This is a genomic window from Nocardia sp. NPDC051756, from assembly GCF_040681495.1.
GTDB lineage: Bacteria > Actinomycetota > Actinomycetes > Mycobacteriales > Mycobacteriaceae > Nocardia.
The window spans coordinates 18,063-40,322 of record NZ_JBFAYV010000006.1 but is presented as its reverse complement, the minus strand read 5'-3'; the positions used below and the strand labels follow the sequence as shown (position 1 = coordinate 40,322).

Annotated in this window: 23 protein-coding genes; 18 read left to right on the top strand and 5 right to left on the bottom strand. The window is 66.4% G+C overall.

Going from position 1 to position 22,260, the window contains the following annotated elements; genetic code table 11:
* The first annotated feature begins 55 nt into the window (after window positions 1-55).
* The gene (locus AB0M22_RS26590) at window positions 56-1,228 is read left to right on the top strand and encodes an FAD-dependent oxidoreductase (protein WP_364732160.1); all 1,173 of its coding nucleotides are present in this window, start codon (window positions 56-58) and stop codon (window positions 1,226-1,228) included.
* Here AB0M22_RS26590 and AB0M22_RS26585 read toward each other — a convergent pair.
* Window positions 1,211-2,677: a cytochrome P450 gene (locus AB0M22_RS26585; protein WP_364732157.1), complete on the bottom strand. Its 1,467-nt coding sequence runs from the start codon at window positions 2,675-2,677 to the stop codon at window positions 1,211-1,213. The genes AB0M22_RS26590 and AB0M22_RS26585 overlap by 18 nt on opposite strands.
* A 318-nt stretch (window positions 2,678-2,995) precedes the next feature.
* Between AB0M22_RS26585 and AB0M22_RS26580 the strand changes: the two genes are divergently transcribed.
* From AB0M22_RS26580 to AB0M22_RS26540, 9 genes are all read left to right on the top strand, one after another.
* The gene (locus tag AB0M22_RS26580) at window positions 2,996-4,303 is read left to right on the top strand and encodes a glutamine synthetase family protein (protein ID WP_364732154.1); all 1,308 of its coding nucleotides are present in this window, start codon (window positions 2,996-2,998) and stop codon (window positions 4,301-4,303) included.
* 42 nt (window positions 4,304-4,345) lie between these two features.
* Window positions 4,346-6,331 carry an asparagine synthase (glutamine-hydrolyzing) gene (asnB, locus tag AB0M22_RS26575; RefSeq protein ID WP_364732151.1) on the top strand — a complete coding sequence of 662 codons (1,986 nt, stop codon included), beginning with the start codon at window positions 4,346-4,348 and terminating at the stop codon, window positions 6,329-6,331.
* A gap of 27 nt (window positions 6,332-6,358) precedes the next feature.
* Window positions 6,359-7,756 carry a pyridoxal-dependent decarboxylase gene (locus tag AB0M22_RS26570; RefSeq protein WP_364732148.1) on the top strand — a complete coding sequence of 466 codons (1,398 nt, stop codon included), beginning with the start codon at window positions 6,359-6,361 and terminating at the stop codon, window positions 7,754-7,756.
* A gap of 302 nt (window positions 7,757-8,058) precedes the next feature.
* Complete coding sequence (locus tag AB0M22_RS26565; RefSeq protein WP_364732145.1) at window positions 8,059-8,715, top strand: MspA family porin; 657 nt, start codon at window positions 8,059-8,061, stop codon at window positions 8,713-8,715.
* Window positions 8,716-8,787: 72 nt separating this feature from the next.
* On the top strand, window positions 8,788-9,039 hold the full coding sequence (locus tag AB0M22_RS26560) for a hypothetical protein (RefSeq protein ID WP_364732142.1): 252 nt from the start codon (window positions 8,788-8,790) through the stop codon (window positions 9,037-9,039).
* Between the two features lie 686 nt (window positions 9,040-9,725).
* Window positions 9,726-10,820: a hypothetical protein gene (locus tag AB0M22_RS26555; RefSeq protein WP_364732140.1), complete on the top strand. Its 1,095-nt coding sequence runs from the start codon at window positions 9,726-9,728 to the stop codon at window positions 10,818-10,820.
* A gap of 18 nt (window positions 10,821-10,838) precedes the next feature.
* Window positions 10,839-11,084 carry a hypothetical protein gene (locus AB0M22_RS26550; protein ID WP_364732137.1) on the top strand — a complete coding sequence of 82 codons (246 nt, stop codon included), beginning with the start codon at window positions 10,839-10,841 and terminating at the stop codon, window positions 11,082-11,084.
* 4 nt (window positions 11,085-11,088) lie between these two features.
* Window positions 11,089-11,472 carry a hypothetical protein gene (locus AB0M22_RS26545; RefSeq protein WP_364732134.1) on the top strand — a complete coding sequence of 128 codons (384 nt, stop codon included), beginning with the start codon at window positions 11,089-11,091 and terminating at the stop codon, window positions 11,470-11,472.
* A 56-nt stretch (window positions 11,473-11,528) separates the two neighbouring features.
* On the top strand, window positions 11,529-12,059 hold the full coding sequence (locus tag AB0M22_RS26540; protein WP_364732132.1) for a hypothetical protein: 531 nt from the start codon (window positions 11,529-11,531) through the stop codon (window positions 12,057-12,059).
* 25 nt (window positions 12,060-12,084) lie between these two features.
* Here AB0M22_RS26540 and paaI read toward each other — a convergent pair whose 3' ends face one another.
* The 4 genes from paaI to AB0M22_RS26520 form a co-directional block, all read right to left on the bottom strand.
* Window positions 12,085-12,459 (bottom strand): hydroxyphenylacetyl-CoA thioesterase PaaI, encoded by a 375-nt coding sequence (gene paaI, locus AB0M22_RS26535; protein ID WP_364733981.1) that lies wholly within the window; start codon window positions 12,457-12,459, stop codon window positions 12,085-12,087.
* 29 nt (window positions 12,460-12,488) lie between these two features.
* Complete coding sequence (locus AB0M22_RS26530; protein ID WP_364732129.1) at window positions 12,489-12,800, bottom strand: EthD family reductase; 312 nt, start codon at window positions 12,798-12,800, stop codon at window positions 12,489-12,491.
* The gene (gene paaZ / locus AB0M22_RS26525) at window positions 12,797-14,836 is read right to left on the bottom strand and encodes a phenylacetic acid degradation bifunctional protein PaaZ (protein WP_364732126.1); all 2,040 of its coding nucleotides are present in this window, start codon (window positions 14,834-14,836) and stop codon (window positions 12,797-12,799) included. Before paaZ ends, AB0M22_RS26530 begins: the two co-directional genes overlap by 4 nt.
* A gap of 105 nt (window positions 14,837-14,941) precedes the next feature.
* Window positions 14,942-15,553 (bottom strand): TetR/AcrR family transcriptional regulator, encoded by a 612-nt coding sequence (locus tag AB0M22_RS26520; RefSeq protein WP_364732123.1) that lies wholly within the window; start codon window positions 15,551-15,553, stop codon window positions 14,942-14,944.
* Between the two features lie 111 nt (window positions 15,554-15,664).
* On the opposite strand from AB0M22_RS26520, the gene AB0M22_RS26515 reads away from it, so the two are divergent.
* The 8 genes from AB0M22_RS26515 to paaK are packed head-to-tail and all read left to right on the top strand — an operon-like array spanning window position 15,665 to window position 22,256.
* Window positions 15,665-16,384 carry an enoyl-CoA hydratase/isomerase family protein gene (locus AB0M22_RS26515; protein WP_364732121.1) on the top strand — a complete coding sequence of 240 codons (720 nt, stop codon included), beginning with the start codon at window positions 15,665-15,667 and terminating at the stop codon, window positions 16,382-16,384.
* Window positions 16,381-17,160 (top strand): enoyl-CoA hydratase-related protein, encoded by a 780-nt coding sequence (locus AB0M22_RS26510; RefSeq protein ID WP_364732118.1) that lies wholly within the window; start codon window positions 16,381-16,383, stop codon window positions 17,158-17,160. The genes AB0M22_RS26515 and AB0M22_RS26510 overlap by 4 nt, the downstream gene beginning before the upstream one ends.
* A gap of 22 nt (window positions 17,161-17,182) precedes the next feature.
* Complete coding sequence (paaA, locus tag AB0M22_RS26505; RefSeq protein WP_364732116.1) at window positions 17,183-18,133, top strand: 1,2-phenylacetyl-CoA epoxidase subunit PaaA; 951 nt, start codon at window positions 17,183-17,185, stop codon at window positions 18,131-18,133.
* On the top strand, window positions 18,079-18,432 hold the full coding sequence (paaB, locus tag AB0M22_RS26500; protein ID WP_364732113.1) for a 1,2-phenylacetyl-CoA epoxidase subunit PaaB: 354 nt from the start codon (window positions 18,079-18,081) through the stop codon (window positions 18,430-18,432). The genes paaA and paaB overlap by 55 nt, the downstream gene beginning before the upstream one ends.
* A gap of 10 nt (window positions 18,433-18,442) precedes the next feature.
* Window positions 18,443-19,357, top strand: a complete 915-nt coding sequence (gene paaC / locus AB0M22_RS26495; protein ID WP_364732110.1) for a 1,2-phenylacetyl-CoA epoxidase subunit PaaC — start codon at window positions 18,443-18,445, stop codon at window positions 19,355-19,357.
* The gene (gene paaD / locus AB0M22_RS26490) at window positions 19,354-19,860 is read left to right on the top strand and encodes a 1,2-phenylacetyl-CoA epoxidase subunit PaaD (RefSeq protein WP_364732107.1); all 507 of its coding nucleotides are present in this window, start codon (window positions 19,354-19,356) and stop codon (window positions 19,858-19,860) included. The genes paaC and paaD overlap by 4 nt, the downstream gene beginning before the upstream one ends.
* A 2-nt stretch (window positions 19,861-19,862) precedes the next feature.
* Window positions 19,863-20,933, top strand: a complete 1,071-nt coding sequence (paaE, locus tag AB0M22_RS26485; RefSeq protein ID WP_364732104.1) for a 1,2-phenylacetyl-CoA epoxidase subunit PaaE — start codon at window positions 19,863-19,865, stop codon at window positions 20,931-20,933.
* A gap of 15 nt (window positions 20,934-20,948) precedes the next feature.
* Window positions 20,949-22,256: a phenylacetate--CoA ligase PaaK gene (gene paaK, locus AB0M22_RS26480; RefSeq protein WP_364732100.1), complete on the top strand. Its 1,308-nt coding sequence runs from the start codon at window positions 20,949-20,951 to the stop codon at window positions 22,254-22,256.
* Window positions 22,257-22,260 lie beyond the last annotated feature (4 nt).

Below are 22,260 nucleotides of genomic sequence, written 5' to 3'. Positions count from 1 at the left end.
AAAATCGATCAGCTGGAGTCTTATGCCCGAAGCCCTCGGAACATAAGGAGACACCATGGCTGGGAACATCGATGTGGTTGTGGTCGGCGGCGGGTATGCCGGTGTGCTGGCGGCGAATCGCTTGACGCAGCGCGCGGACGTGACGGTGACGCTGGTCAATCCGCGGCCGAGGTTCGTCGAGCGGATTCGGCTGCATCAACTGGTGGGCGGGTCCGATGATGCGGTGGTCGACTATCCCGAGATTCTCGGTGAGCGGATTCGACTGGTGGTCGATTCCGTGGCGCGGATCAATGCCGGAAGACGCAGCGTGTCATTGGAGAGCGGCGGCACGATCGGTTACGACTATCTGATCTATGCGGTGGGTAGTGGCAGTGCCGAACCGAGCGTGCCCGGTGCTGCCGAATTCGCGTACCCGCTCGGCACTTTCGAAGAGGCGCAGCGGCTGCGGCAAGTCCTCGACACCGCGCCCGCCGCGGTGACGGTGGTCGGGTCCGGTCCGACCGGCATCGAGACCGCCGCCGAGCTGGCGGAGCAGGGCCGCAAGGTGACCCTGGTGTGCGGCCAGGTCCTCGGCCCGTATCTGCATCCGCGTGGTCGGCGCTCGGTGGCGCAGCGGCTGGCCAAGCTCGGCGTGACCGTGCTCGACGGACCCGACGCGACGGTGACGGAGGTGATGAGCGATGCGGTACGGCTCAGTGGCGGCCATACGCTGCGGAGCCCGGTGACCATCTGGACCGCGGGATTCGGTGTGCCGGATCTGGCCGTGCGCAGCGGGCTGACCACCGACACGCTGGGTCGCCTGCTCACCGACGAGACGCTGACCAGCCTGGACGACGATCACATTGTGGCAGCGGGAGATTCGGCGTCGCCGTCGAACCTGCCGTTCCGGATGAGCTGCCAGTCCGCGACCCGGATCGGCGGGCACGCCGCCGACACGGTGCTCAACCGGATCGCGGGTGCCCGGCCGGAGCCGATCAATCTCGGCTTCTCCGGGCAGTGCATCAGCCTGGGTCGGCGCGCGGGCATCTTCCAGTTCGCGGCCAAGGACGACACCGCGATCAAGTTCTACCTCGGTGGCGGACCGGCCGCGAAGCTCAAGGAATTCGTCTGCAAGCACAGCCTCAGGCACCTGGCGGACGAGGCGCACAAGCCGGGCTCGTTGACATGGGTCAAAGATGACACGCGCCAAGAACTGGTGCGGGCCGAACATTCACTCACCCTGCGGTGAAACCGTTCTGCGCCGCAGGATCATCGGTAGTCCGTCGCGCGGGCGGAGGGTCAGGGTGGGCTCGGGCACGATCCGCGCGCCGGGCGCGAGGTCGAAGGTGTAGCGCTGGGTGAGCATGGCGAGGATGAGCTTGGCTTGGACGCGCGCGAATCCCAGTCCGATGCATTGGCGTTGGCCCGCGCCGAAGGGCAGATACGCGAACCGCGGGCGGCTCGTTTGCGCGCCGGTGGCCGGGTAGATGAATTGCCGGTTCTCGGGCAGGAATCGGCGGGGATCGAAACCTTCCGGGTTGGGCCAGGATTTCGGATCGTGGTGCAGCAGGTAGGGGGCGACGGACACGGTCGCGCCGGCGGGTATGGCGTAGCCGCCGAGGACGTCGTCGGCGGCGGCTTGCCGTTCGATCAGCCAGGACGGCGGGTACAGCCGCATCGACTCCTCGATGACGGCTGATGTCCAGGTCAGGTCGTCGAGATCGCCCGGGGTGGGGCGGCGGCCGCCGAGGACGGTGTCGACCTCGGCGACGAGGCGTTCGCGAACCTCGGGGTGGTTCGACAGCAGCAGCAACGTCCATGCGAGCGAGTAGGCCGTGGTGTCGTGCCCGACGAGCAGGAAGGTCACCAGCTCGTCGCGGACTTGGCGCGGGCTCATTGCCGATGCCCCGGCTTCGTCACGCGCGTCGAGCAGCAGCCCGAGCAGATCGTGCCGGTCGTCCTGCGGGGTGTCCTGGCGCTCCCGAATGAGCCGGGCGACAACATCATCGAGCACACCGACCGCCGCATCCAGCTTCCGCCAGCGCGGCGCTTGCAGCCGCAGCGCCAGGTCCGGGGAGACGCCGGGGATCCGGGCGGGCAGCCAGGTCAGCGGCGAGGTCATGGCTTTGCCTACGCAGCGCAGGATTTCGACGAGGGCCTCGTGCACGTGCGCGGCGTCGTCGGACAGATCGGTGCCGAACAGGGCGGGGCCGGTCACGTCCAGCGTCAAGGCGTTCATCGCGACGGAGACGTCGAGTTGGTCTCCGTCGGAACGGGTTTCCCAGCGCAGCAGGGTGCGTTCGGCCGCGGTGATCATGTATTCGACGAACCGGTCCAGCTGTCGTCGAGCGAAGAGCGGCTGCATGATCCGGCGTTGCCGCGCCCAGGAGTCGCCACCGTTGGTCAGCAGCCCGTTACCCAGTGCCATGGCCGCGACTTTGGCGTTCAGCGTCTTGACATAGTTACCCTGTCGCGCGACGAAAACGGCCTCGACGAGTTCAGGGTCGTTGACCAGGAACAGCTTTTGTCCCGCGACATCCAACCGCACGACGTCGCCATAACGCGCGATGAGATTCTGGAACGCCACACACGGATCCCGGCGCATTTCGGCCATTACCCGGAAGGCATCCATGCCCGTCGGACCAGGGGCTTGCCGTGGCTCGGCCACGGCATCGACAATGGTTGAGGTGTCAGTCACAGTCTTCGCTTCCCATATGTCTAGCACGAAATGGGTTACTGGTGAGGAGATTTGGATGCTACGTCGTTTTCACCAAGATCACCGCTGGATATCCGATTTGCAACCCCCCATCCGGGGCATGCCGGATCGCCGGCCGGCCTGCCAGACTGGGCCTATGTGCGACGATGCCGGTCGGGACCTGCCACGCGGGTGGGATGCGTTGCACGCCAAGCCGGTTGCGCATCGTCCGCCGCGCCGTCCGGACCGAGCCTCCAGGCCGCCGCCCACCCGTACAAGTCGCGGAAACTAGTCGTGCCGCCGGGGGGCGAGAGGATGCAGATGGAAGCGGTTGAGCAATTCCTGAAAGAGCATTCGATCACCATGGTCGAGCTCGCCACGCCGGATATGACCGGCGCTATCCGCGGGAAGAGAATTCCGGTCGAATCGTTCTTGGCCAACGGGATGTCGAACGGGGTCGGCCTGTCCTCGGCGGTATTGGCCTGGGACTACCAGATGGAAGTGATCGAGACCTCGGATTACAGCTGGTCCAACGGATATCCCGATATCTTCCTGCGCCCCGATGCGTCCACATTGCGGCTCGTGCCGTGGAAACCGAAGACCGCCTTGGTCTTTTGTGACGTCATCGACGCGGCCGGGAACCTCGCGGCGATCTCGCCGCGGAATGTGTTGCGCCGGACGGTAACCGAGCTGGAGCAGGCCGGCCTGTCCCCCTACATCGCCATGGAGACCGAGTTCTACGCCGTCGACGGTGAGACTCTGCGCCCGCATGACGGCCGCAATCCGGTGTACAGCCTGCACGACAACTACTATCTCGAACCGTTTCTCGACGAGGTCTGCGCCATGCTGCTCAGCGCCGACGTCGAGGTCGAGGCGTGTGGCGCCGAGTACGCGCCGGGCCAGGTCGAGATCAACCTCACGCCGTCGGATCCGCTCACCGCGGCAGATAGCCTGCTGTTCTTCCGGTATGCGGTCAAGCAGCTGGCGCCGCGGCACGGCTATCGCGCAACCTTCATGGCGAAGCCGTTCGGCGATCTCTCCGGCAGCGGCCTGCACATCCATCAGAGCATGTGGCGAGACAAATCGAATGCGTTCTGGGACAAGGACACCGGCTCGCTGAGCAGCATCGGCGAGAACTACGTCGCCGGCCTGCTGAAGTACGCGGCCGACCTGCAACTCGTGGCCGTCCCCACGCCCAACGGTTACAAGCGCGTCGCGGATCATTCGTTCGCGCCGACGAACCTCTCGTGGGGACTCGACAACCGTTGCGCCGCAGTGCGTGTCCTGGTCCGCGACGCCAAGGGCACCCGGGTGGAGACGCGCATCGCCGCCGCCGATGCCAACCCCTATCTGCTCGCCGCTGGCCAGCTGACGGCCGGTCTGGCCGGGGTCACCGAAGAGCTGAAACCGGCCCCGCCCGCCGCGAATTCCTATATCTCAGCGGAGTATTCGCCGCTGCCCACGAACATCTGGGCGGCGGCGACCCGCTTCGGCGAGAGCGAATTCGCCAGGCGCGCGCTCGGCGCGGCGACCGTGCAGAACCTGTGCCAGGTGGCGGCGAACGAGGCCGCGGCCGGCCAGCGAGAAGTGACCGAATGGGAGCGGGCCAGGTATCTGGATTCGGTGTAGTTGATCTGTAGTCGGCAGGGATAGGAGACATTCGTGTGTGGCGTGGTCGGATTCATTGACAGCGGATTACGGAAAGATCAGCGGCTGGATCTGGTGCGGCGGGGAATTCGGGCGATCGCCCATCGCGGCCCCGACGAGGTAGGCCTCTACGACAGCGCGGCGTTCACCCTCGGCACGGTCCGGCTCTCGGTCATCGACCCGAGGCTCGGCCAGCAGCCCATGGTGACGCCGGACAATCGATACATCGCCGGCTTCAATGGCGAGATCTTCAACTACCTCGAACTGCGCAGCGAGCTGGAAACCTACGGGATCCGGTTCAAGACGAACTCCGACACCGAGGTGCTGCTGCATTCCCTCGCCTACTGGGGACACGACGCGCTGCTGCGCCTGAACGGGCAGTTCGGTTTCGTCTTCTACGACAAATGGGAAGGGCAGCTGATCCTCGGCCGCGATCGCTTCGGCGAGCGCCCGCTGTTCTACACCGAGCAGGACGGCACCCTCTACTTCGCGTCGGAGATCAAAGGACTGTTCGCGTTCCCGCGCGTGCCGCGCGAACTCGCCGCGGACAAGGTGCGGCGCGCGATGCGGTACTGGAGCCCGGTCCCCGGCGAGACCTGCTTCACCGGCATCGACGCCATCCCGCCCGGTCACGTCCTGACCGTCCGCGACGGCAGGGCCGAGCTGTCGAAGTACTACCACGGCATCGCCCGTCAGCCCGCCGGCCCGCCGCCGAAGTCCTTCGAGGAGGCGAAAAGCGGCCTCCGGGAGGTCATTCGGGAATCGATCCGGCTGCGCCTGCGCACGGACTACCAGCTCGGCACCTACATCAGCGGCGGCATCGATTCGGCGGTCGTGTCCTCGGTGATGAACGAGCTGATCGACGAACCGCTCACCACGTTCTCCATCGACGCGGCGGACAGTCCGGTGGACGAGTGGCCGTATCAGAAGGCCATGGTGGACCAGCTGGGTAGCCGGCACACGCGAATCCCGGTCACGCGGGCGCAGGTTCGCGAGCGGTTCCCGCACGTCGTGCGGCAATGCGAACAGCCGCTGCACTTCACCGCTCCGGTGGCCTACGGCGTGCTGGCCGAGCAGGTGGGGCTGGCAGGCGTGCGCGTCATCCTCGGCGGCGAAGGCGCGGATGAACTCCTGGCCGGCTACGACATCGCCAAAGAGGCGACGATTCTCGAACGTTGTTTGCGGCAAGGTTCTTTCGCGGGCGCGGCCGAGGAACTCGCGCCCACGCTGAACGACATGCGCTACAGCGACGCCACGAAAACCACCGCGATCTTCCAGTTCTACGCCGACCGCGCGAATCGCGATTTCACCCTCGGGGCACATCTGCGGCGGTTCGAAACCGAACCCGTCGACCAGCTCATCGACGCCCCCGGCGACGTTTTCGACGATCACGCCGTGCTGCTGCGCCGGTTGCGCGCCGACTTCCCCGACTTCGATCAGCGACCGGCCGTCGACCGATCGATGCTGCTCGACATGCACACCTTCCTGATCGGCTACGGGATGACCTGCCTCGGCGACCGCGCCGGCACCGGCTTCGGCGTCGAAGGTCGTTATCCCTTCATGGATTTCAACGTCGTCGAGTACGCCGCGTCGCTGCCGATCGAGTGGAAACTGAACGGGGCGCGCGAAAAGCACATCCTGCGTGAGGCTTACGCCGATCGGCTGCCGCGCGAGATCGTCGACCGGCCCAAGTTCGGCATGCGGGTGCCCGGCTCCGGCGCCTTGCTGCCGGACGGCGACGACTGGGTGTCGGCCGTGCTGGCTCCGTCCACCATTCGCCGGGTCGGGTTCCTGGTACCCGAGGCGGTGGATCAGCTGGTGGAGAAGGCGAAATCGGCGACGACGCGGATCCTGTATCCGTTCGGCGACGCGTACGTGCATCTGCTCAGCGTGCTGCTGATGGAGGAGTTCCTGATCCACGACTTCCAGGTACCCGACGTCGATATCGACCGAATCATGATGCGCAACATCGACGGTGATCTCGATCCCGTCGGCACGGCCGCGCGCTGATCGACTGCTAGCCACGAGAGGATCATCATGCTCCCTGTCGATTTGGTCGACGATGTGCGAGAGGTCGGGACGGCGGTCCTCGAAACCCTCACCGCCCATGTCGAATCCGTCCGGACCGGTGCGGGCGAGGTCGTCTCCTCCGCCGATATGGATACCGTGGCCAAGCGGCTCGAGCTGAGCCGGTGGGTCGAGGAGGGCGGGATGACGCTGCCCGAATTGCTCTCCTTCGTCACCACATACAGCGATATCTCGGCCAGCCATCACCACCCCGGGTACATGGCGCATCAGATCGCGCCGTCGGATACGCCCGGCGTGGTCGCCGACATCTTGCAGGCGGTGACCAACAACATTCCGCTGGTGTACGAGCTCGCCCCGGCGGCCGCGGCCGTGGACCGAGCGGTGTGCCGGTGGATGCTGGACAACGTCGGCTGGGCCGAAACCGGTATCGGCGCAATGACAAACGGCGGGTCGCTCGGCAATTTGACCGCGCTGCTCGCCGCCCGATCGCACGCCGATGCCACCGCGTGGCGGGAGGGGAATTCCGGCGATCTCGTCGTGTTCGCTCCGGCGACCAGCCACTATTCGGTGCGGAAGGCGGCCGCGGTGATGGGGTTGGGTGAACGCGGGGTCTACCCGCTTCCGACCGATGAGCTGGGCCGGATCGATCCGGCAGGGCTCGCGCCCGCGCTTGCCGAAGTGCGCGCCCAGGGGCGGCGTCCGGTTGCCGTCGTGGCGAACGGATGTGCCACTGGGACAGGCTTATACGATCCGATCGCCGAGGTCGCGGACTTCTGTGAAGCCAATGATCTATGGTTCCACGTCGACGGCGCGCACGGCGCCTCCGCGCTGATCTCGCCGCGCTTGCGGGACCTGCTCGCCGGCATCGAGCGGGCGGACTCCACGGTATGGGACGGGCACAAGATGCTGCGGACCTCGGCGCTGTGCACGGGGGTGTTGTTTCGCGAAAAGCGTTATCTCAACACCATGTTCAAGCAGGACGCCAGTTACCTGTACCGGCCGGAAGCCGAAGAGGTGGACCCCGGACAGTTCACCTTCGAGACGTCCAAATCGCCGCTCGGCTTGAAGATTTTGCTTACCCTCGCCTACCGCGGCGAGGCCTCCCTGCGCTCCTACGTCGAGCGGCAGTACAACCTCGCCAAGGATCTGTGGGCGCTCATCCAGGAACGTCCGGATTTCACCGCGCCCTATCAGCCGCACAGCAACATCCTGTGTTTCCGCTACGAGCCGTGGGGCGATCGGCAGCTCGAATTGCGCGCCCGGCTGATCCAAGACGGGCGGTTCTACCTGTCGTCGTTCCAGCTGGGTGGCCGACCCTACTTGCGCGCATCCCTGATGTCACCGAACACCGACCGGGCGACCCTGACCGAGCTGTTGGAAGTGGTCGCGGAGGTCGCCGCGGCGTGACAGTTGCCCTGAGCAGGCGACCGTCGCATGGTCTCTGACCTGAACCGCGGTGACCTCCGTGACGATCCTGCCCGCCAGATAACGGGCCCCACGTGACGCACGCCACGAATCCATAGTTGAAACCTCGACCACCAACCTCTGCCAGCAGACCTCAGGTGTCCAAACGGTGAACGAAAGATCACGGCAGGCACCGGCAGCAAACATCCGTTTGCCAATAGTTAGCTGATGGGTTTTCCTTGACGCGATGGAGAACCCTCGAGGCAACTCCACGCGGAGACTCGACCCGGCAAAGGATGGATTCGATGACAAGGGTTGCGTTTCAACGCAGCGGTGCCGCCGCCGTGCTGGGCACGAGCTTGATAACAGCAGGGTTGCTGACCGGGCAGGGAACCGCATCAGCGGACGCTATCGCCGACAAGGCACGCGTGGTCGCCACCGATGACGGCTGGACGTTGACGGTCACCAAAACCGCCGAAACCCTGGACCGTTACCCCAACCTCGCCGCGACCATGTTCACCCGCGAAGGATTCGTCTCACTCAAAGCGATCGCCGAAGTCACCGGCAAGGGCACCCAACCCGTCAACGCCGCCGTCGTCAGCTTCGGCTACCAAATCGGCTGCCAGATAGATGTTTCCAGCGGCCTGACCACCAGCCTCGGAGTGTCCTTCGGCCCCAACGCCTCCCTCAACATCTCCTACCCACCCAGCGTCAGCCTCGGCGTCAACGCCTCAGTCTCACCGAATGTTTCGACAACACTCAAACCCGGCTCGATCGCCACCGTCGAATTCGGCAAGAAAGCCCTCGCGTCCGGACGCGCATCGATCGCCATGGACCAAGTCGAGGTGAAAGTCGACGCCTGCATGGGCCCGGTCTCCCTGCGCTCGTTCGCGACCGCCACCATGTCCACCCCCACCGCGGACAACACCACCACCGCGTACGGCGACCCCATCTGGCTCTAACCCTTACCCGCACAACACATTCCAACGCGGAGCCAACCCGGTAGCGGAATCCCAGAAGGAGATCCGACAATCATGACCAGCACCGACAACTCCGCAGCGGAACCAAACAATGTCACCCTGGCACCGGTAGCCCTACTAGCCGGCCTATTCCTCCTGATCGCCGCCTTCGCCCACCTGGACCGAATCCCGGACTGGGCCGACGACTACGGCGCGATCCTGGTCTACCTCGCCTTCTTCCTCTACATGTCCGTCGCCGGCCGCCTCACCTGGTGGGGCATCGATACGATCGCCACGCTGGTAAAGGCCCGCCGGGGCAGCCGGTGAATCGCCCGCGAACCGTCCGGCTCACCGCAGCCGCGACAGCCGCTGCCGCTGCCGCAGTCGGCATCAGCATCGGATTCGCGTTCTTCGCAACACCTTCCGCTAACGCAGTCCCCTGTGCCGAATGGCAGCAAATGCACCCGGGGTGGCCGTGCCTCGACACTCCCTCGATCCCGCCGGCACCTCCACCAGGCCCGCCGACCGCACCCCCGGCGTTGCCTGCACCCGCGCTTCCCGGCCAGCCGCCGAGCACCGGTGGCGGGGGAAGCCAGGCCGGCGCCCTCACTCCGCCACCGGTGGGTCTCGGCAACGGGACGCCGATCGTTCCCGTCCCCGGTGCGGAGAGCCCGGTACTGCCGGGCAACCAGTCGCCGCAACCATCCCTTCCGCAGCCCGCTGCTGAAATACCGTCGAGCGCAACGTCGCCGACCACGACGGCGACCATCCCGTCTCCCATAGCGACCGAACACGTATCTCCCCCAGAGCCTTTGGTGAAACCGAGCCAGACCGCACCGAACATCGATCGCTCCGAACCGGGGAAGGATGGCGGCTCCGGCCGGATCCCCTTGTTGTTGTTGGCCGGCGCAGCGGCTTTCCTCGCACCGGCAGTACGATTCCGCCGCGGGGCCTCGTCGCAACAACTGACGATCGCCAAGCCGTGGGACGGCGGCGAACAGACATTCGTCCTCATGACCGACCCGACCGCGCCCCGGGAATACCGCTTCCCGCAACAAGTTCCACCCGGTGGGCACCTGCGCACAAACCCCGACGGCTCCATCGATGTCCTCGCCGTCGACGGCAAAGTCATGTCCCACACGAATCCGCCTTGGGCCTACGACGCCCTGGGCCGCCCGGTCCGCACTTGGTATGACACCGACGGCGACACCATCGTCCAGCACATCGAACCCGATACCGACAACGTCTACCCCATCCTGGCCGACCCCGATACCTCGCCGTCCTGTTCGATCACCGACTACGGAAATGGTCAGACGAAGATCTCCATCGACAATCCCGACGGCACCACCACAACCATCGCCGAGGACGGCAAGGGCAACACCAGCCGGAACACCACCACCAGCGGAGCCACATCAACGGGCGTGAGCTCCGAACAGCAAGCCGTCGATCAACTCGCCAGGGCACACGGCGACGTCCCCGACGACTACTCCGGGCACGTCCCCGTACCCGCGAAACCGGCTCCGCAATCGTCGACGACGACCTCCGCGCAGAGCTCGGGGTATCAGCCGACACCCGGCGAGCAGCAGGCCGCCGACCAATTGGCGAGAGCGCACGGCGACGTCCCCGATGGGTTCACCGGCCACGTCCCGGTCGCACCCCCGCCGGGTCGCTCCGGGTCCGGCGACGACGGGACCGCGTCCGCGCTGAGCAACGGCAGCACGGCGATCGGTGGCGTCGGCGGAGCCGCGCAGGGCGCAGCTACCAAGACACCGCAGGGTAGTCATTGGGCGCCGGGCAGCGGGCCGGTCTTCACCCCCGAAGAAGCCGCCCGCGCGGGCAAACTGGCCGGGCGCCTGTCCGGCGCGGCCAACGCGATGGAGCTCTTCTCCATGGGCATCGACCTGGCAGACGGTAAACCGGCTGGTGAAACCGTCGGTAAAAGCAGCGGCGCGATCGGTGGCGGCTGGGCAGGCGCATACGCTGGTGCAGCGATCGGCGGCGCCGTCGGCGGACCGGTCGGCGCGCTGATCGGTGGCGGAATCGGCGCCTTCGCAGGCTCTACGTATGGCGCCAAGGCCGGCAAATGGCTCGGAAGTCTCTTCGACTAGGAAGGTGAGTGATCGATCATGGAAATCCTCGCGGCCCTCACCGCGGTGATCGCCCTCGGGATCGCGGTGTTCTCTGCCGTCGACGCCGAGCGAGGCCACCCGCGCCGAGCCACCACCACGTTGATCATCGGGCTGGCAATCGGCGCGACCGCGCTGTGCGTGCTGGCTCCGGCCGGCATTCGAGTAGGCATCGTGGCAGGCACTCTGGTCATGCTGGCGATCCAGCTCGCGCCCGCCGCCTCTCCTTACCGCGTCCGCGGCTGACGCCATGCACGCGGTCCTGATCGCGGGGGCGGTGTTGATGGCTCTCGTCGTGCTGTTCGCGGTCAACAGCGGCGACGAACGCCCCTACAACGCCCGCCTGTACTGGAACTCGGCAGCATGCGCGGCACTACTCGCAGCCCCTTTGATGGGAACCTTGCCCAGAGCCCTGGCCGCCACCTTCGGCATCGCGTTCGCCACCATCATCCTCGCCCTCCGCTCCACCCCCTTCCTCTCCCGCCGCCGCCCAGACGGCACCCGCAAAGTCGGCCACAACGACCTCAACTGGCCACCCAGGCTCCCCGGTCGACCGATCCCCCGAGTGAATCGGTACGACAAACGCGCGCGCGCCGCCCGCAAGCAACCCCCTGCCGAAAACCAGAGCGGCTGAGCAGCCCCCATCATCACCGTCTCGGCAAAGCAGCACGCGGTGGATAGGCTGCGCCGGTGACTTCGCAGGAAGACGAGTTCGCGGACGCTTTGGCTCGTGCGATCGCCGAAGACCTACGGGCGCACCCACCCGCGGGGGCGCTCGTCCGCGTCGTGGTCCGCTGGTTCGAAGAACGCCGCCCGCTGTACTTCACGGTCCACGCGCTCGGCGCCGAGGAGCGGGCTGAGGTTCCGCCTGAAGACGCATGGTGCCCGTTGGAGTGGGAGAACTTGGACGAGGAGCTGGCTCGCGGCGAACGGGTGGAGGACGATCCCCGTGTCCGGCAGGCCGGCGCGGACTTGGCGGCCTTCTACCAGACGGACCCTCCGGAACGCGACCAGGACGACTTCCGCCCCTCCCCTGCCATCATCGGCGTCATCCGCCGCCTCCCCGAAGCATTGCGCGCGGCGAACGTGCCGCTCGACGACGAATTCACCACGTCGGCAGCACATTTCGAAGGCATGGGCGCACTGGCGGTGCTCCAGGACCTCACACCCCCGCACCTCCTCGCCGCGCTGAAGGCTCGAGCAGAGATGCCGACCGACTAGACGCCGCCTCCGTTAACGCACCGCACTACTGCGGGGCGGGGATTGTTCTGCTGTCGCCGCGGAATTCGGCGATGACCTCGTCGCCCGCGGTGACGGTTACGTCGTAGATTCCGTTGCGCCCGTAGCGGGCTCGCTCGACGGCGTCGGCGATCAGGATGTCGCCTACTTTGGTGGGGCGGAGGAAGCGGATGTCGGCTCGGGCGGCTACCGCTGTGGTGGCGTGGGTGTTGCAGGCCAGGGCGAAGGTGGTGTCGGCGAGGGTGAAGACGTAGCCGCCGTGGGTGATGAAGTGGCCGTTCAGCATCGATGCGGTGATCGTCATGGTGGTGCGCGCGTGGCCGGCGGACAGGGCCAGCAGTTCGATGCCCAATCGCCGCGATGCTACGTCGGCTTCGAACATCGCTCTGGCGGTGCGCAGGCCGGGCGCACTCACCTGACGGATTGTTCTTCCTGGGTGAACATGGTGACCCCGCCGGTGGCGAAGTTGCGCAGATCCCTGGCCGTGGCGACCATTTCCGGTGAGGACATGCCTGCCTTGAGCGCTTGCTCGTCGGCGAAGTACAGGCTGGCCACCGCGTAGCAGGGCGGCTCACCGTTATCCACCGAAGCTACTTTGCCCCAGGTGAATTCGGTCAGTCCGGGAACCGCGCGGGCGAGCGGGATGTGCACGGCGGTGTAGTGCTCGTCGAATTCCGCCGGGTTCTCGGGCTTGCCGTAGCAGACGGCAATGCGATAGGTCATGATTCCTCCGGTTTCGCCACTAGGGTCAGCACGTCGTAGGTCGCGACGGCTTCGTCGTTCTGGTTGACAACCACTGCGTCCCAACGCACTTCGCCGTATGCGGCGCTCTGGCGTGGGGTGATCTGCTTCGCAGTCAGGGTCACGGTGAGCGAGTCGTCGGCCTTGACCGGCGTCAGGAACCGCAGGTTGTCGACGCCGAAATTCGCCAGCACCGGGCCGGGCGCCGGGTCGACGAACAGCCCGGCGGCGAGGGAGACGACGAGGTAGCCGTGCGCCACGATGCCGCCGAACAAGGGATTCGCCGCTGCCGCTTCCGGATCGGTGTGCGCGTAGAACGTGTCACCGGTGAACTCGGCGAAGTGCTGGATATCCGCGCGACTCACCACCCGCGGACCGCCGACGATGGTATCGCCGAGCCGCAGCTCGCCGAGGTCCTTCCGGAACGGATGCACGTCACCGGTGACGCGATCCGCGCCCTTGACCCACTTCTTCCCCACTGCGGTAAGCACATTCGGCGTCCCCTGCACCGCGGTGCGCTGCATGTGGTGCAGCACCCCGCGGATGCCGCCGAGTTCCTCACCACCACCGGCACGACCAGGGCCGCCGTGCACGAGAACAGCGAGCGGTGATCCATGCCCCGTCGACTCACGCGCATTTTCGCTGTCGAGCACCAGAATTCGCCCGTGGTACGGAGCGAGCCCCAGCACGATTTCACGGGCGGTGGCGGAATCCTTCGTCACCACCGAGGCGACCAGGCTCCCTTTCCCACGGGCAACCTGCTCGATCAGATCATCGGCGTCGTCGTACCCGAGCACCGTCGACACCGGCCCGAACGCCTCGATCTCGTGCGGCTCGGTCGCCGCTTTGTCTCCGCCGCGCAACAGGATCGGCGACATGAACGCCCCGGCCGCCGCAGAAGCTCCGACCACTTCGACCAATTCGGGATCACCGAACACGATCGTCGCCGATTTGGTCAGTCCCCGAACGGATTTCACCACTTCGTCACGCTGCTCGACGCTGGCCAGCGCCCCCATCGTGACGCCGTCGGTGTCCGGATCGCCGACGACAACCTTAGCCAACCGCGCCTTCGTCGCCTCGATCACGTCGTCGACCATGGCCTCCGGTACGAACGCGCGCCGAATCGCGGTGCACTTCTGCCCCGCCTTGGCCGTCATCTCGGTGACGAGTTGCTTGATGTAGAGCTCGAATTCGGGATCGTCGGTCGCCACATCCGGCCCCAGCACAGATGCGTTGAGCGAATCCGCTTCCGCCGTGAAACGCACACCCTCGCCGACAACATTCGGATGCGCGCGCAGCGTCGCCGCGGTGTCCGCAGATCCGGTGAAGGCGACGGAGTCCTGCCCGCCGAGATGGTCGACCAGCCCGCGGGCGCTCCCGCACAGCAACTGCACCGAACCCTCAGGCAGCACACCGGATTCGAGGATGCGCCGAAACACCAGCTCGGTCAGGTACGCAGTTTGACTGGCAGGCTTCACGATCGACGGCACACCGGCGATGAACGCGGGCGCCAGCTTCTCCAGGAACCCCCACACCGGGAAATTGAACGCGTTGATCTGCACCGCAACCCCGCGCCGCGAGGTGTAGATGTGCTGCCCGAGGAACGTGCCGTGCTTACCGAGCGGCTCGACCACACCATCGAGATACACAGTGTCGTTGGGCAATTCGCGCCGCGCCTGGCTCGCGTAACTGAGCACGGTGCCGATACCGCCATCGATGTCGATCCCGGAGTCGCGCTTGGTCGCACCGGTCAGCCGGGACACCGCGTAGAACTCGTCCTTGCCCGCCAACAACGCCTGACCGAGCTGCTTCAGCTTGGCGGCCCGCTCATGAAAGGTCAGCTGCGCCAGCGCCGGCCCGCCCACGGTGCGCGCGTACTCGACCGCGCCGGCGAGATCCAGACCGGTTGACGAAATCCGGGCCACCTCGACGCTGTCGATCGCACTGAGCAGCGGCGTGCCCTCGTCCGCCGCGGCAAACCAGCGCCCCTGGACATAGCTCTCCAACAGTCGGCTCACGAGGTCTCCGTCCCACCGTACGTTCGGTCGGTAATTACGATCCCCTCGGACAGCGAGCGTTGTCAAGCAAAACGACCCCGGAGACAATCCCGCCGGGGATGTCGCTCAGGTGCGGCGCAGACCGTCGAACACGAGCGCCACGACGGCATCGGCGAGATCCGTCGCGGACCCGCCGGCCCGCGGCCGGTACCACTCGACGAGCGAGTTGACCGTGCCGAAGACGAGCCGGGCCGTGAGCGCCGGATCGATCCCCGGCCGCAGATCCCCCTCGGCCGCGGCCTCGACCACGAGACCGCTGACGAAATCGTCGAACTCCCGCCGCCGGGCCAGCGCGCGCCGTTCCACCGGGGTGTTCCCGCGCACTCGCAGCAACAGCGTGACGTACGGCAATTCGGCACACAGGATCTCGACGCTGCGCCGGACCAGGTACTCGAGCCGGTCGATATACGGCCCGGTGACCGCCCGCTCCTCCGTAGTGACCGCGAACAGCGCGTTGAGCGCCCGGTTCAGCGCAAGCTCGAGCAGCTCGGACTTGCCGGACACGTGGTGATAGATGGACGACTTGGTGATGCCGAGCCCGCGCGCCAGCGCGTCCATGCTGGTGCCGTCGTACCCCTTGTCGTTGAACACCTTCACCGCGACGGCCAGGAGTGAATCCAGGTCATACCCCGGACGCCCGGGCAGCCCGGTCCGGCGCGTCACACGTGCGTTCGTCATGCCCCACATCCTCCCAGTTCCCGAAATCTGCCAGCGCAATGCACCGATCAACCCTTGCCAACCTACCGAATATTCGGTTATTAATGAAGGACACAACGGTGGAGGAGCACTGTGCGTAGCGTCGCCGTCACGGAACTGCCGGACCGGTTCGTCGTCACCCTCGACCGGCCCGCCCGGCGAAATGCCATCAATGCGCAGATGATCGGCGCATTGCACGACGTCTGCGCGACCATCGAGCGAAACCCCAAGTTGCTGTTACTCACCGGGCGTGGCGACGACTTCGCCGCCGGCGCCGACATCGACGAGTTGCGGATGCGCACCCGCGACGACGCGCTCACCGGCATCAACCGGAACCTGTTCGATCGCGTCGCGAAACTGCCGCTGCCCACGGTGGCGGCGATCAACGGCTACGCGCTCGGCGGCGGCGCAGAACTCGCCTACGCGTGCGATATCCGAATCGCCACTCCGACAGCGGTATTCGGAAATCCGGAACCGGGCCTCGGCATCATGGCCGCGGCCGGCGCCAGCTACCGCCTACCGTCGCTGGTCGGCATGTCGATCGCGAAACAGATCCTGTTGGGCGGACGCACCATCGACGCCGAGACCGCGCTGCGCACCGGCTTGCTCCTCGACGTCGCCGAGGACCCGGTCGCGGCGGCGCACCGGCTCCTCGACCGCATCGCCCGGCAGTCCCGACTCGCACTGCGGTTGACCAAGACGGTCGTCGACGCGCCCGGCTCGCACCCGTGGGCCGACGACATCGCGCAGGCGGTGCTGTTCGACACCGAGGACAAACACCAACGGATGACCGCCTTTTTGGAGAAACGATGACAGTTCGCCTGGAAACCGCGCACGGACTCGCCACGATCACCCTGGCCAGGCCGTCGGCACACAACGCACTCGACATCACGACGAAACTGGCGTTCTTCGAGGCGGTGACCGCGACCGCCGAGAATCCGGAGGTGCGCGCGGTACTGATCACCGCCGAGGGCCGCAACTTCTGCGTCGGTCAGGATCTGGGCGAGCACGCCATGGCGCTGGAGACCGATCCGACCACCGCGATGGACACCGTCGGCGAGCACTACAACCCGCTCATTCGCGCGCTGAAATCGCTGGAGGTCCCGATTGTCGCCGCGATTCCCGGCGCCTGTGTCGGCGCCGGATTCGGTATCGCGTTGGCTGCCGACATCCGCGTCGCCGGAAGCCGGACGACGTTCGCGACAGCGTTCACCGGCATCGCTCTGGCCAGCGACTCCGGCCTGAGTTACGCGCTCGTCGAAGCTCTCGGCAGCAGTCGGGCCACCGGTCTGATGTTGCTGGGCGACCGCGTAACCGCCGAGCAGGCGCTCGACTGGGGACTGGTCCATCGCGTGGTCGCCGATGATGAACTGCATACGACCGCAACAGATCTTGCCGCGCAACTCGCGACAGGCCCGACGGCGGCCTACCGCCGAGTGAAGTCGCTCGTCGCCGCGTCGGCGGCCGGACTGTCCGCCGCTCTGGACCGCGAACTCGCCGCACAACAGCATCTGGGCCGCACCGCCGACCACCAGGCCGCGGTGCAGGCCTTCCTGGCCAAGGAAAAATCGGCTTTCACCGGCGCCTAGGCACATTCGGCAAGGAGACCACATGTCCACCGCACACACTGCCGAAACAGGCCCGCTACAGGCCCTTTTCGACGAGACGATCGCCAACGAGCAGCGCATCGAACCCCGGGACTGGATGCCCGACGCCTACCGCCGCTCGCTGATCCGCCAGATCGCGCAGCACGCGCACTCCGAGATCATCGGGATGCAGCCCGAAGGGAATTGGCTCACTCGCACACCGTCGTTGCGGCGCAAAGCGATTCTCCTGGCCAAGGTGCAGGACGAGGCGGGCCACGGTCTCTACCTGTATTCCGCGGCCGAAACCCTCGGCGCCGACCGCGGCGATCTGACCGTCCAGCTCATCGAGGGCAAACAGAAGTACTCCTCGATCTTCAACTATCCGACGCTCACCTACGCCGACGTCGGCACTATCGGCTGGCTGGTCGACGGAGCCGCGATCTGCAACCAGGTTCCCTTGTGCCGCAGCTCTTTCGGTCCGTATGCCCGCGCGATGATCCGCGTGTGCAAGGAGGAGTCGTTCCATCAGCGCCAAGGCTACGAGCTGCTGATGACGATGATGCGCGGCACCGACGAGCAGCGCGCGATGGTGCAGGAGTCGGTGAACCGGTGGTGGTGGCCCGCGCTGATGATGTTCGGTCCGCCCGACGACGAGTCGCCGAATACCGAGCAGTCGATGAAGTGGGGCATCAAGCGGCACACGAACGACGAACTGCGCCAACGGTTCGTGGACATGTCTGTGCCACAAGCAGCGGCCTTGGGCGTGACGTTCCCCGACCCGGAACTGAAATGGTGTCCCCGGCGCGAGGCACACGACTTCGGCGAGCCGGACTGGGCCGAGTTCATGGCGGTACTCGAGGGCAACGGCGCCTGCAACGTCGAGCGCATCGCCAACCGTCGTGCGGCCCACGAGGACGGCGCATGGGTACGCGCGGCCGCAACGGCGTTCGCTGCCCGCGAGCAGGTAGCGTCGTGACCGAACCCATTGCGGTGAAGGCGGATTGGCCGCTGTACGAGGTCTTCCTTCGCGGCAAGCGCGGTCTCAACCACGTGCACGTCGGCTCGCTGCACGCCGCCGACGATCAGATGGCCTTGCGCCACGCGCGTGACGTCTACACCCGCCGCAACGAAGGGGTCAGCATCTGGGTGGTCCGGTCCGCCTCGATCATCGCGTCGAGCCCGGCGGAGAAGGATCCGTTCTTCGCGCCCAGCGGCGACAAGGTGTATCGGCATCCGACGTTCTACGAGATCCCCGACAACGTGCCGCACATGTGAGAGGTGCCAGATGCCCGATCACGACAATGCCTACGAAGGGCTGGTCGACGCGGACTCCCACGGGCAGTGGGCGTTCGGGACCAGCTTCGACGATCCGCTCGCCGGTGTGGACACCACGGTGCCGGGCGATGTCGACCTGCCTGCCCTCGCCGCGTATTGCCTCATGCTGGGCGACGACGCGCTGATCAGTGCTCAGCGACTTGCCGAATGGTCCACGCGTGCACCGGAACTCGAAGAAGAGGTCGCGCTGGCGAATGTCGGCCTCGATCTGCTCGGACAAGCGCGTCTGCTGCTTGCCCGGGCCGCCGCTGCCGATGGTTCCGTGGTGCCGTTCATTTCCGCCACCTCACCGGTGCCCGCCGAAGACGCGCTGGCATTCTTCCGGCCGGAGAACGAGTTTCGCAACGCCCGCCTGTGCGAGCTCGACAACGGCGATTTCGCCAGGTCGACGATCCGGTTGTTGATCTTCTCGACCTGGCGCCTCGCGATCTTCGACCGGCTCCGCACGTCTCGCGATCCGGTACTGGCCGCGGTCGCGCACAAGGGCGTCAAGGAGCTGACCTACCACCGCGACTACGCGGCGCGGTGGACGGTCACTTTAGGCTGCGGCACAACCGAATCCGCGCGACGGACAAGCGAAGCGCTCGAGCGAGTGTGGCCCTACGTCGACGAACTGTTCGTCCCCACCGACGCGGAGATCACCCTGTCGAAGGTCACGGTCGCCGTCGATCCTCGTGACGTCCGTGCGGAATTCGACGCGGTCCTCGACCAGGTCCTGCACGCCGGCGAACTGACGCCCCCGACCGGCCGCGTCGGCACGGTCGGCAGACGGGCAGGCCGGCACGGCGTCCATACCGAGGGGATGGGCTCGCTACTCGCCGAGATGCAGAGCGTCGCTCGCGCACACCCGGAGGGACTCTGGTGAGCACCAAGGAATTCCGCGCCCGCGTCGTCGCCGCATCGGTGACCGACCCGGAGCTGCCGCCGCTGACCCTCGACGATCTCGGGGTGCTGCGCGACGTCACGATCGCCGCCGACGGCGGTGTGCTCGTCACCATCACCCCGACGTACTCGGGTTGCCCCGCAATGGCCACCATGCGCGCCGATCTCGAACACAAGCTCCTCGACCACGGATATCACCGCGTACAGATCAGAACTCGCCTGACGCCCGCCTGGAGTTCGGATTGGATCTCCCCGGAAGGCCGCCGAAAGCTCAGCGCAGCAGGCTATTCCGTGCCTGGCCCGGCACCGCAGCGCACGCCGGGACCTGTTCCGCTGACACTCACGCCCAAGCCGCGCCACCTCAACTGCCCACAGTGCGGATCACCGAACACCGTCCTGCACTCCGAGTTCGGCGCAACGCTGTGCAAGGCCCAATACCGCTGCACGGACTGCCTGGAACCGTTCGATCACGTGAAGGAGATCTGAGCATGACCTCCCCGCGAACCAGAGCCTTCCACCCGCTGACCGTCGCCGACGTCGAACCACTCTGCGACGACGCGGTCGCCGTCCGCTTCACGGTGCCGGACCAACTGGCCGACGAATTCGACTTCCGCCCAGGTCAATCGCTGATGCTACGGCGCACGGTCGACGGCGTCGAGCATCGCCGGTCCTATTCGATCTGCGCGCCGGCCGGTGCGCCGCCGCGGGTGGGTGTTCGCGAGGTACCGGACGGCGTGTTCTCGTCCTGGCTGGTTCACCAGGTCAAGCCGGGCGACACGATCGACGTGCAGGGCCCGACCGGGACATTCACCGCCGACCCGGCGCAGGGCGGCAGGCACGTCCTGATCGCGGCGGGGTCCGGCATCACCCCAATGCTCTCGATCGCCGGTTCGATGCTTGCCAATCCGAGGGCGGAAGTCGTTCTGCTGTACGGCAATCGGCGCACTCGGTCGGTGATGTTCGCCGAGGAGATCGCCGATCTCAAGGACCGATTCGGCCCACGCCTGGACCTGATCCACGTACTGTCGCGGGAACCGCGTGAAGTGGAGTTGTTCAGTGGCAGATTGGACGCGCAGCGCCTGCGCGCGATCCTCGGCAGCATCGTGCCGACCGACGACATCGACCATTTCTGGCTGTGCGGCCCGTACGGCATGATCACCGACGCGCAGGAAGTTCTCACCACGCTCGGCGTCGACCAGAGTCGGATCCATCACGAACTGTTCTACGTCGACGACCTCCCGCCGCCACCGGTGATCCATCGTGAACCCGGAATGACCGGTCCGACAAGCGAAGTCACCATCGCGCTCGACGGCCGCTCGGTGACCGGCGCACTCCCCCGGGACCAGCCGCTGCTCGATTCGGGTGCGCAATTGCGGTCGGACCTCCCGTTCGCCTGCAAGGGCGGCGTCTGCGGCACCTGCCGCGCCAAGATCACCCGCGGCGACGTCGACATGCGCCGCAATTACGCACTCGAGGAATCCGAAGTCGCGGCCGGCTTCGTGCTCACCTGCCAGACCTATCCCCTCAGCGACACCCTGACCGTCGATTTCGACGGCTGAATCTGGAGTTCCGCGATGACCGGCGTCCTGCCCACTCCCACCGACACCCCCGATATCGAATTCGCCACGCGCGACCGCATTTCGGCGCTGCAACTCGAACGATTGCGCTGGTCCCTGGAGCACGCCTACGCCAATGTGCCGCATTACCGGAAGGCGTTCGACGACGCCGGAGTCCATCCGAGTGACGTGCACGATCTCGGTGATCTGGCGAAATTCCCGTTCACGACCAAGAAAGAGCTGCGCGAGAACTACCCGTTCGGGATGTTCGCGGTGCCACAGAATCAGGTCGCGCGGATCCACGCGTCATCGGGCACCACCGGGTGGCCGACCGTGGTCGGGTACACCGCGAACGACATCGGCACTTGGGCGGAACTGGTCGCGCGCAGCCTGCGCGCGGGCGGAGTCAGGCCGACCGACAAGGTGCACGTCGCCTACGGGTACGGCCTGTTCACCGGCGGGCTCGGCGCGCACTATGGCGCGGAACGGTTGGGCTGCACCGTGATTCCGATGTCCGGCGGCATGACCGACCGCCAGATCCAGCTCATCACCGACTTCGCGCCCGACGCCATCCTCGTCACCCCGTCCTACATGCTCACCATCGCCGACGCGATGATCGCCAAAGGGCTCGACCCCACGAAAACATCGCTGCGCGTCGGGGTATTCGGCGCCGAACCGTGGACCGAACAGATGCGGCGGGAAATCGAGCAAACCCTCGGTATGGACGCGGTCGACATCTACGGACTCTCCGAGGTGATGGGTCCCGGTGTCGCCATGGAATGCGTGGAAACCAAAGATGGCCCGCACATTTGGGAGGACCACTTCTATCCGGAGATCATCGATCCGAAGACCGGCGAGGTGCTGCCCGACGGCGCGGAGGGCGAATTGGTGTTCACCTCACTGTCGAAGGAAGCGACACCGATCGTCCGCTATCGCACCCGCGACCTGACCCGCCTACTCCCGGGAACGGCCCGCACGATGCGCCGAATGCGGAAGGTCACCGGCCGCACCGACGACATGATCATCCTGCGCGGCGTCAACCTGTTCCCCACCCAGATCGAAGAACTGATCCTGGCCGTCCCGGCGTTGGCTCCGCAGTTCCACTGCGTGCTCGAACGCACCGGCCGGATGGACACCCTCACCATTCGAGTCGAAGCCCGGCCTGGCGTTCTCGATGATCAACGGTGGGCCTCGTCCGCGACGCTGCGCGAATCGATCAAGAGCCGCATCGGCGTCACCGTTGCCGTCGATGTAGTCCCGCCCGCTACGCTGGAGCGCTCGATTGGCAAGGCGCGCAGGCTGATCGACAACCGGCCTCGGGCATGACGGC

Bases quoted from the DNA above. Each gene is read 5' to 3' on its own strand.
- AB0M22_RS26520 (WP_364732123.1), bottom strand. From the start codon at position 15,553: ATGACGAACGCACGTGTGACGCGCCGGACCGGGCTGCCCGGGCGTCCG.
- AB0M22_RS26570 (WP_364732148.1), top strand. From the start codon at position 6,359: ATGCTCCCTGTCGATTTGGTCGACGATGTGCGAGAGGTCGGGACGGCG.
- AB0M22_RS26510 (WP_364732118.1), top strand. From the start codon at position 16,381: ATGACAGTTCGCCTGGAAACCGCGCACGGACTCGCCACGATCACCCTG.
- paaE (WP_364732104.1), top strand. From the start codon at position 19,863: ATGACCTCCCCGCGAACCAGAGCCTTCCACCCGCTGACCGTCGCCGAC.
- AB0M22_RS26560 (WP_364732142.1), top strand. From the start codon at position 8,788: ATGACCAGCACCGACAACTCCGCAGCGGAACCAAACAATGTCACCCTG.
- AB0M22_RS26590 (WP_364732160.1), top strand. From the start codon at position 56: ATGGCTGGGAACATCGATGTGGTTGTGGTCGGCGGCGGGTATGCCGGT.
- AB0M22_RS26580 (WP_364732154.1), top strand. From the start codon at position 2,996: ATGGAAGCGGTTGAGCAATTCCTGAAAGAGCATTCGATCACCATGGTC.
- AB0M22_RS26530 (WP_364732129.1), bottom strand. From the start codon at position 12,800: ATGACCTATCGCATTGCCGTCTGCTACGGCAAGCCCGAGAACCCGGCG.
- AB0M22_RS26545 (WP_364732134.1), top strand. From the start codon at position 11,089: ATGCACGCGGTCCTGATCGCGGGGGCGGTGTTGATGGCTCTCGTCGTG.
- AB0M22_RS26555 (WP_364732140.1), top strand. From the start codon at position 9,726: ATGACCGACCCGACCGCGCCCCGGGAATACCGCTTCCCGCAACAAGTT.
- paaI (WP_364733981.1), bottom strand. From the start codon at position 12,459: ATGTTCGAAGCCGACGTAGCATCGCGGCGATTGGGCATCGAACTGCTG.
- paaB (WP_364732113.1), top strand. From the start codon at position 18,079: ATGGGTACGCGCGGCCGCAACGGCGTTCGCTGCCCGCGAGCAGGTAGC.
- paaK (WP_364732100.1), top strand. From the start codon at position 20,949: ATGACCGGCGTCCTGCCCACTCCCACCGACACCCCCGATATCGAATTC.
- AB0M22_RS26565 (WP_364732145.1), top strand. From the start codon at position 8,059: ATGACAAGGGTTGCGTTTCAACGCAGCGGTGCCGCCGCCGTGCTGGGC.
- paaC (WP_364732110.1), top strand. From the start codon at position 18,443: ATGCCCGATCACGACAATGCCTACGAAGGGCTGGTCGACGCGGACTCC.
- paaA (WP_364732116.1), top strand. From the start codon at position 17,183: ATGTCCACCGCACACACTGCCGAAACAGGCCCGCTACAGGCCCTTTTC.
- AB0M22_RS26550 (WP_364732137.1), top strand. From the start codon at position 10,839: ATGGAAATCCTCGCGGCCCTCACCGCGGTGATCGCCCTCGGGATCGCG.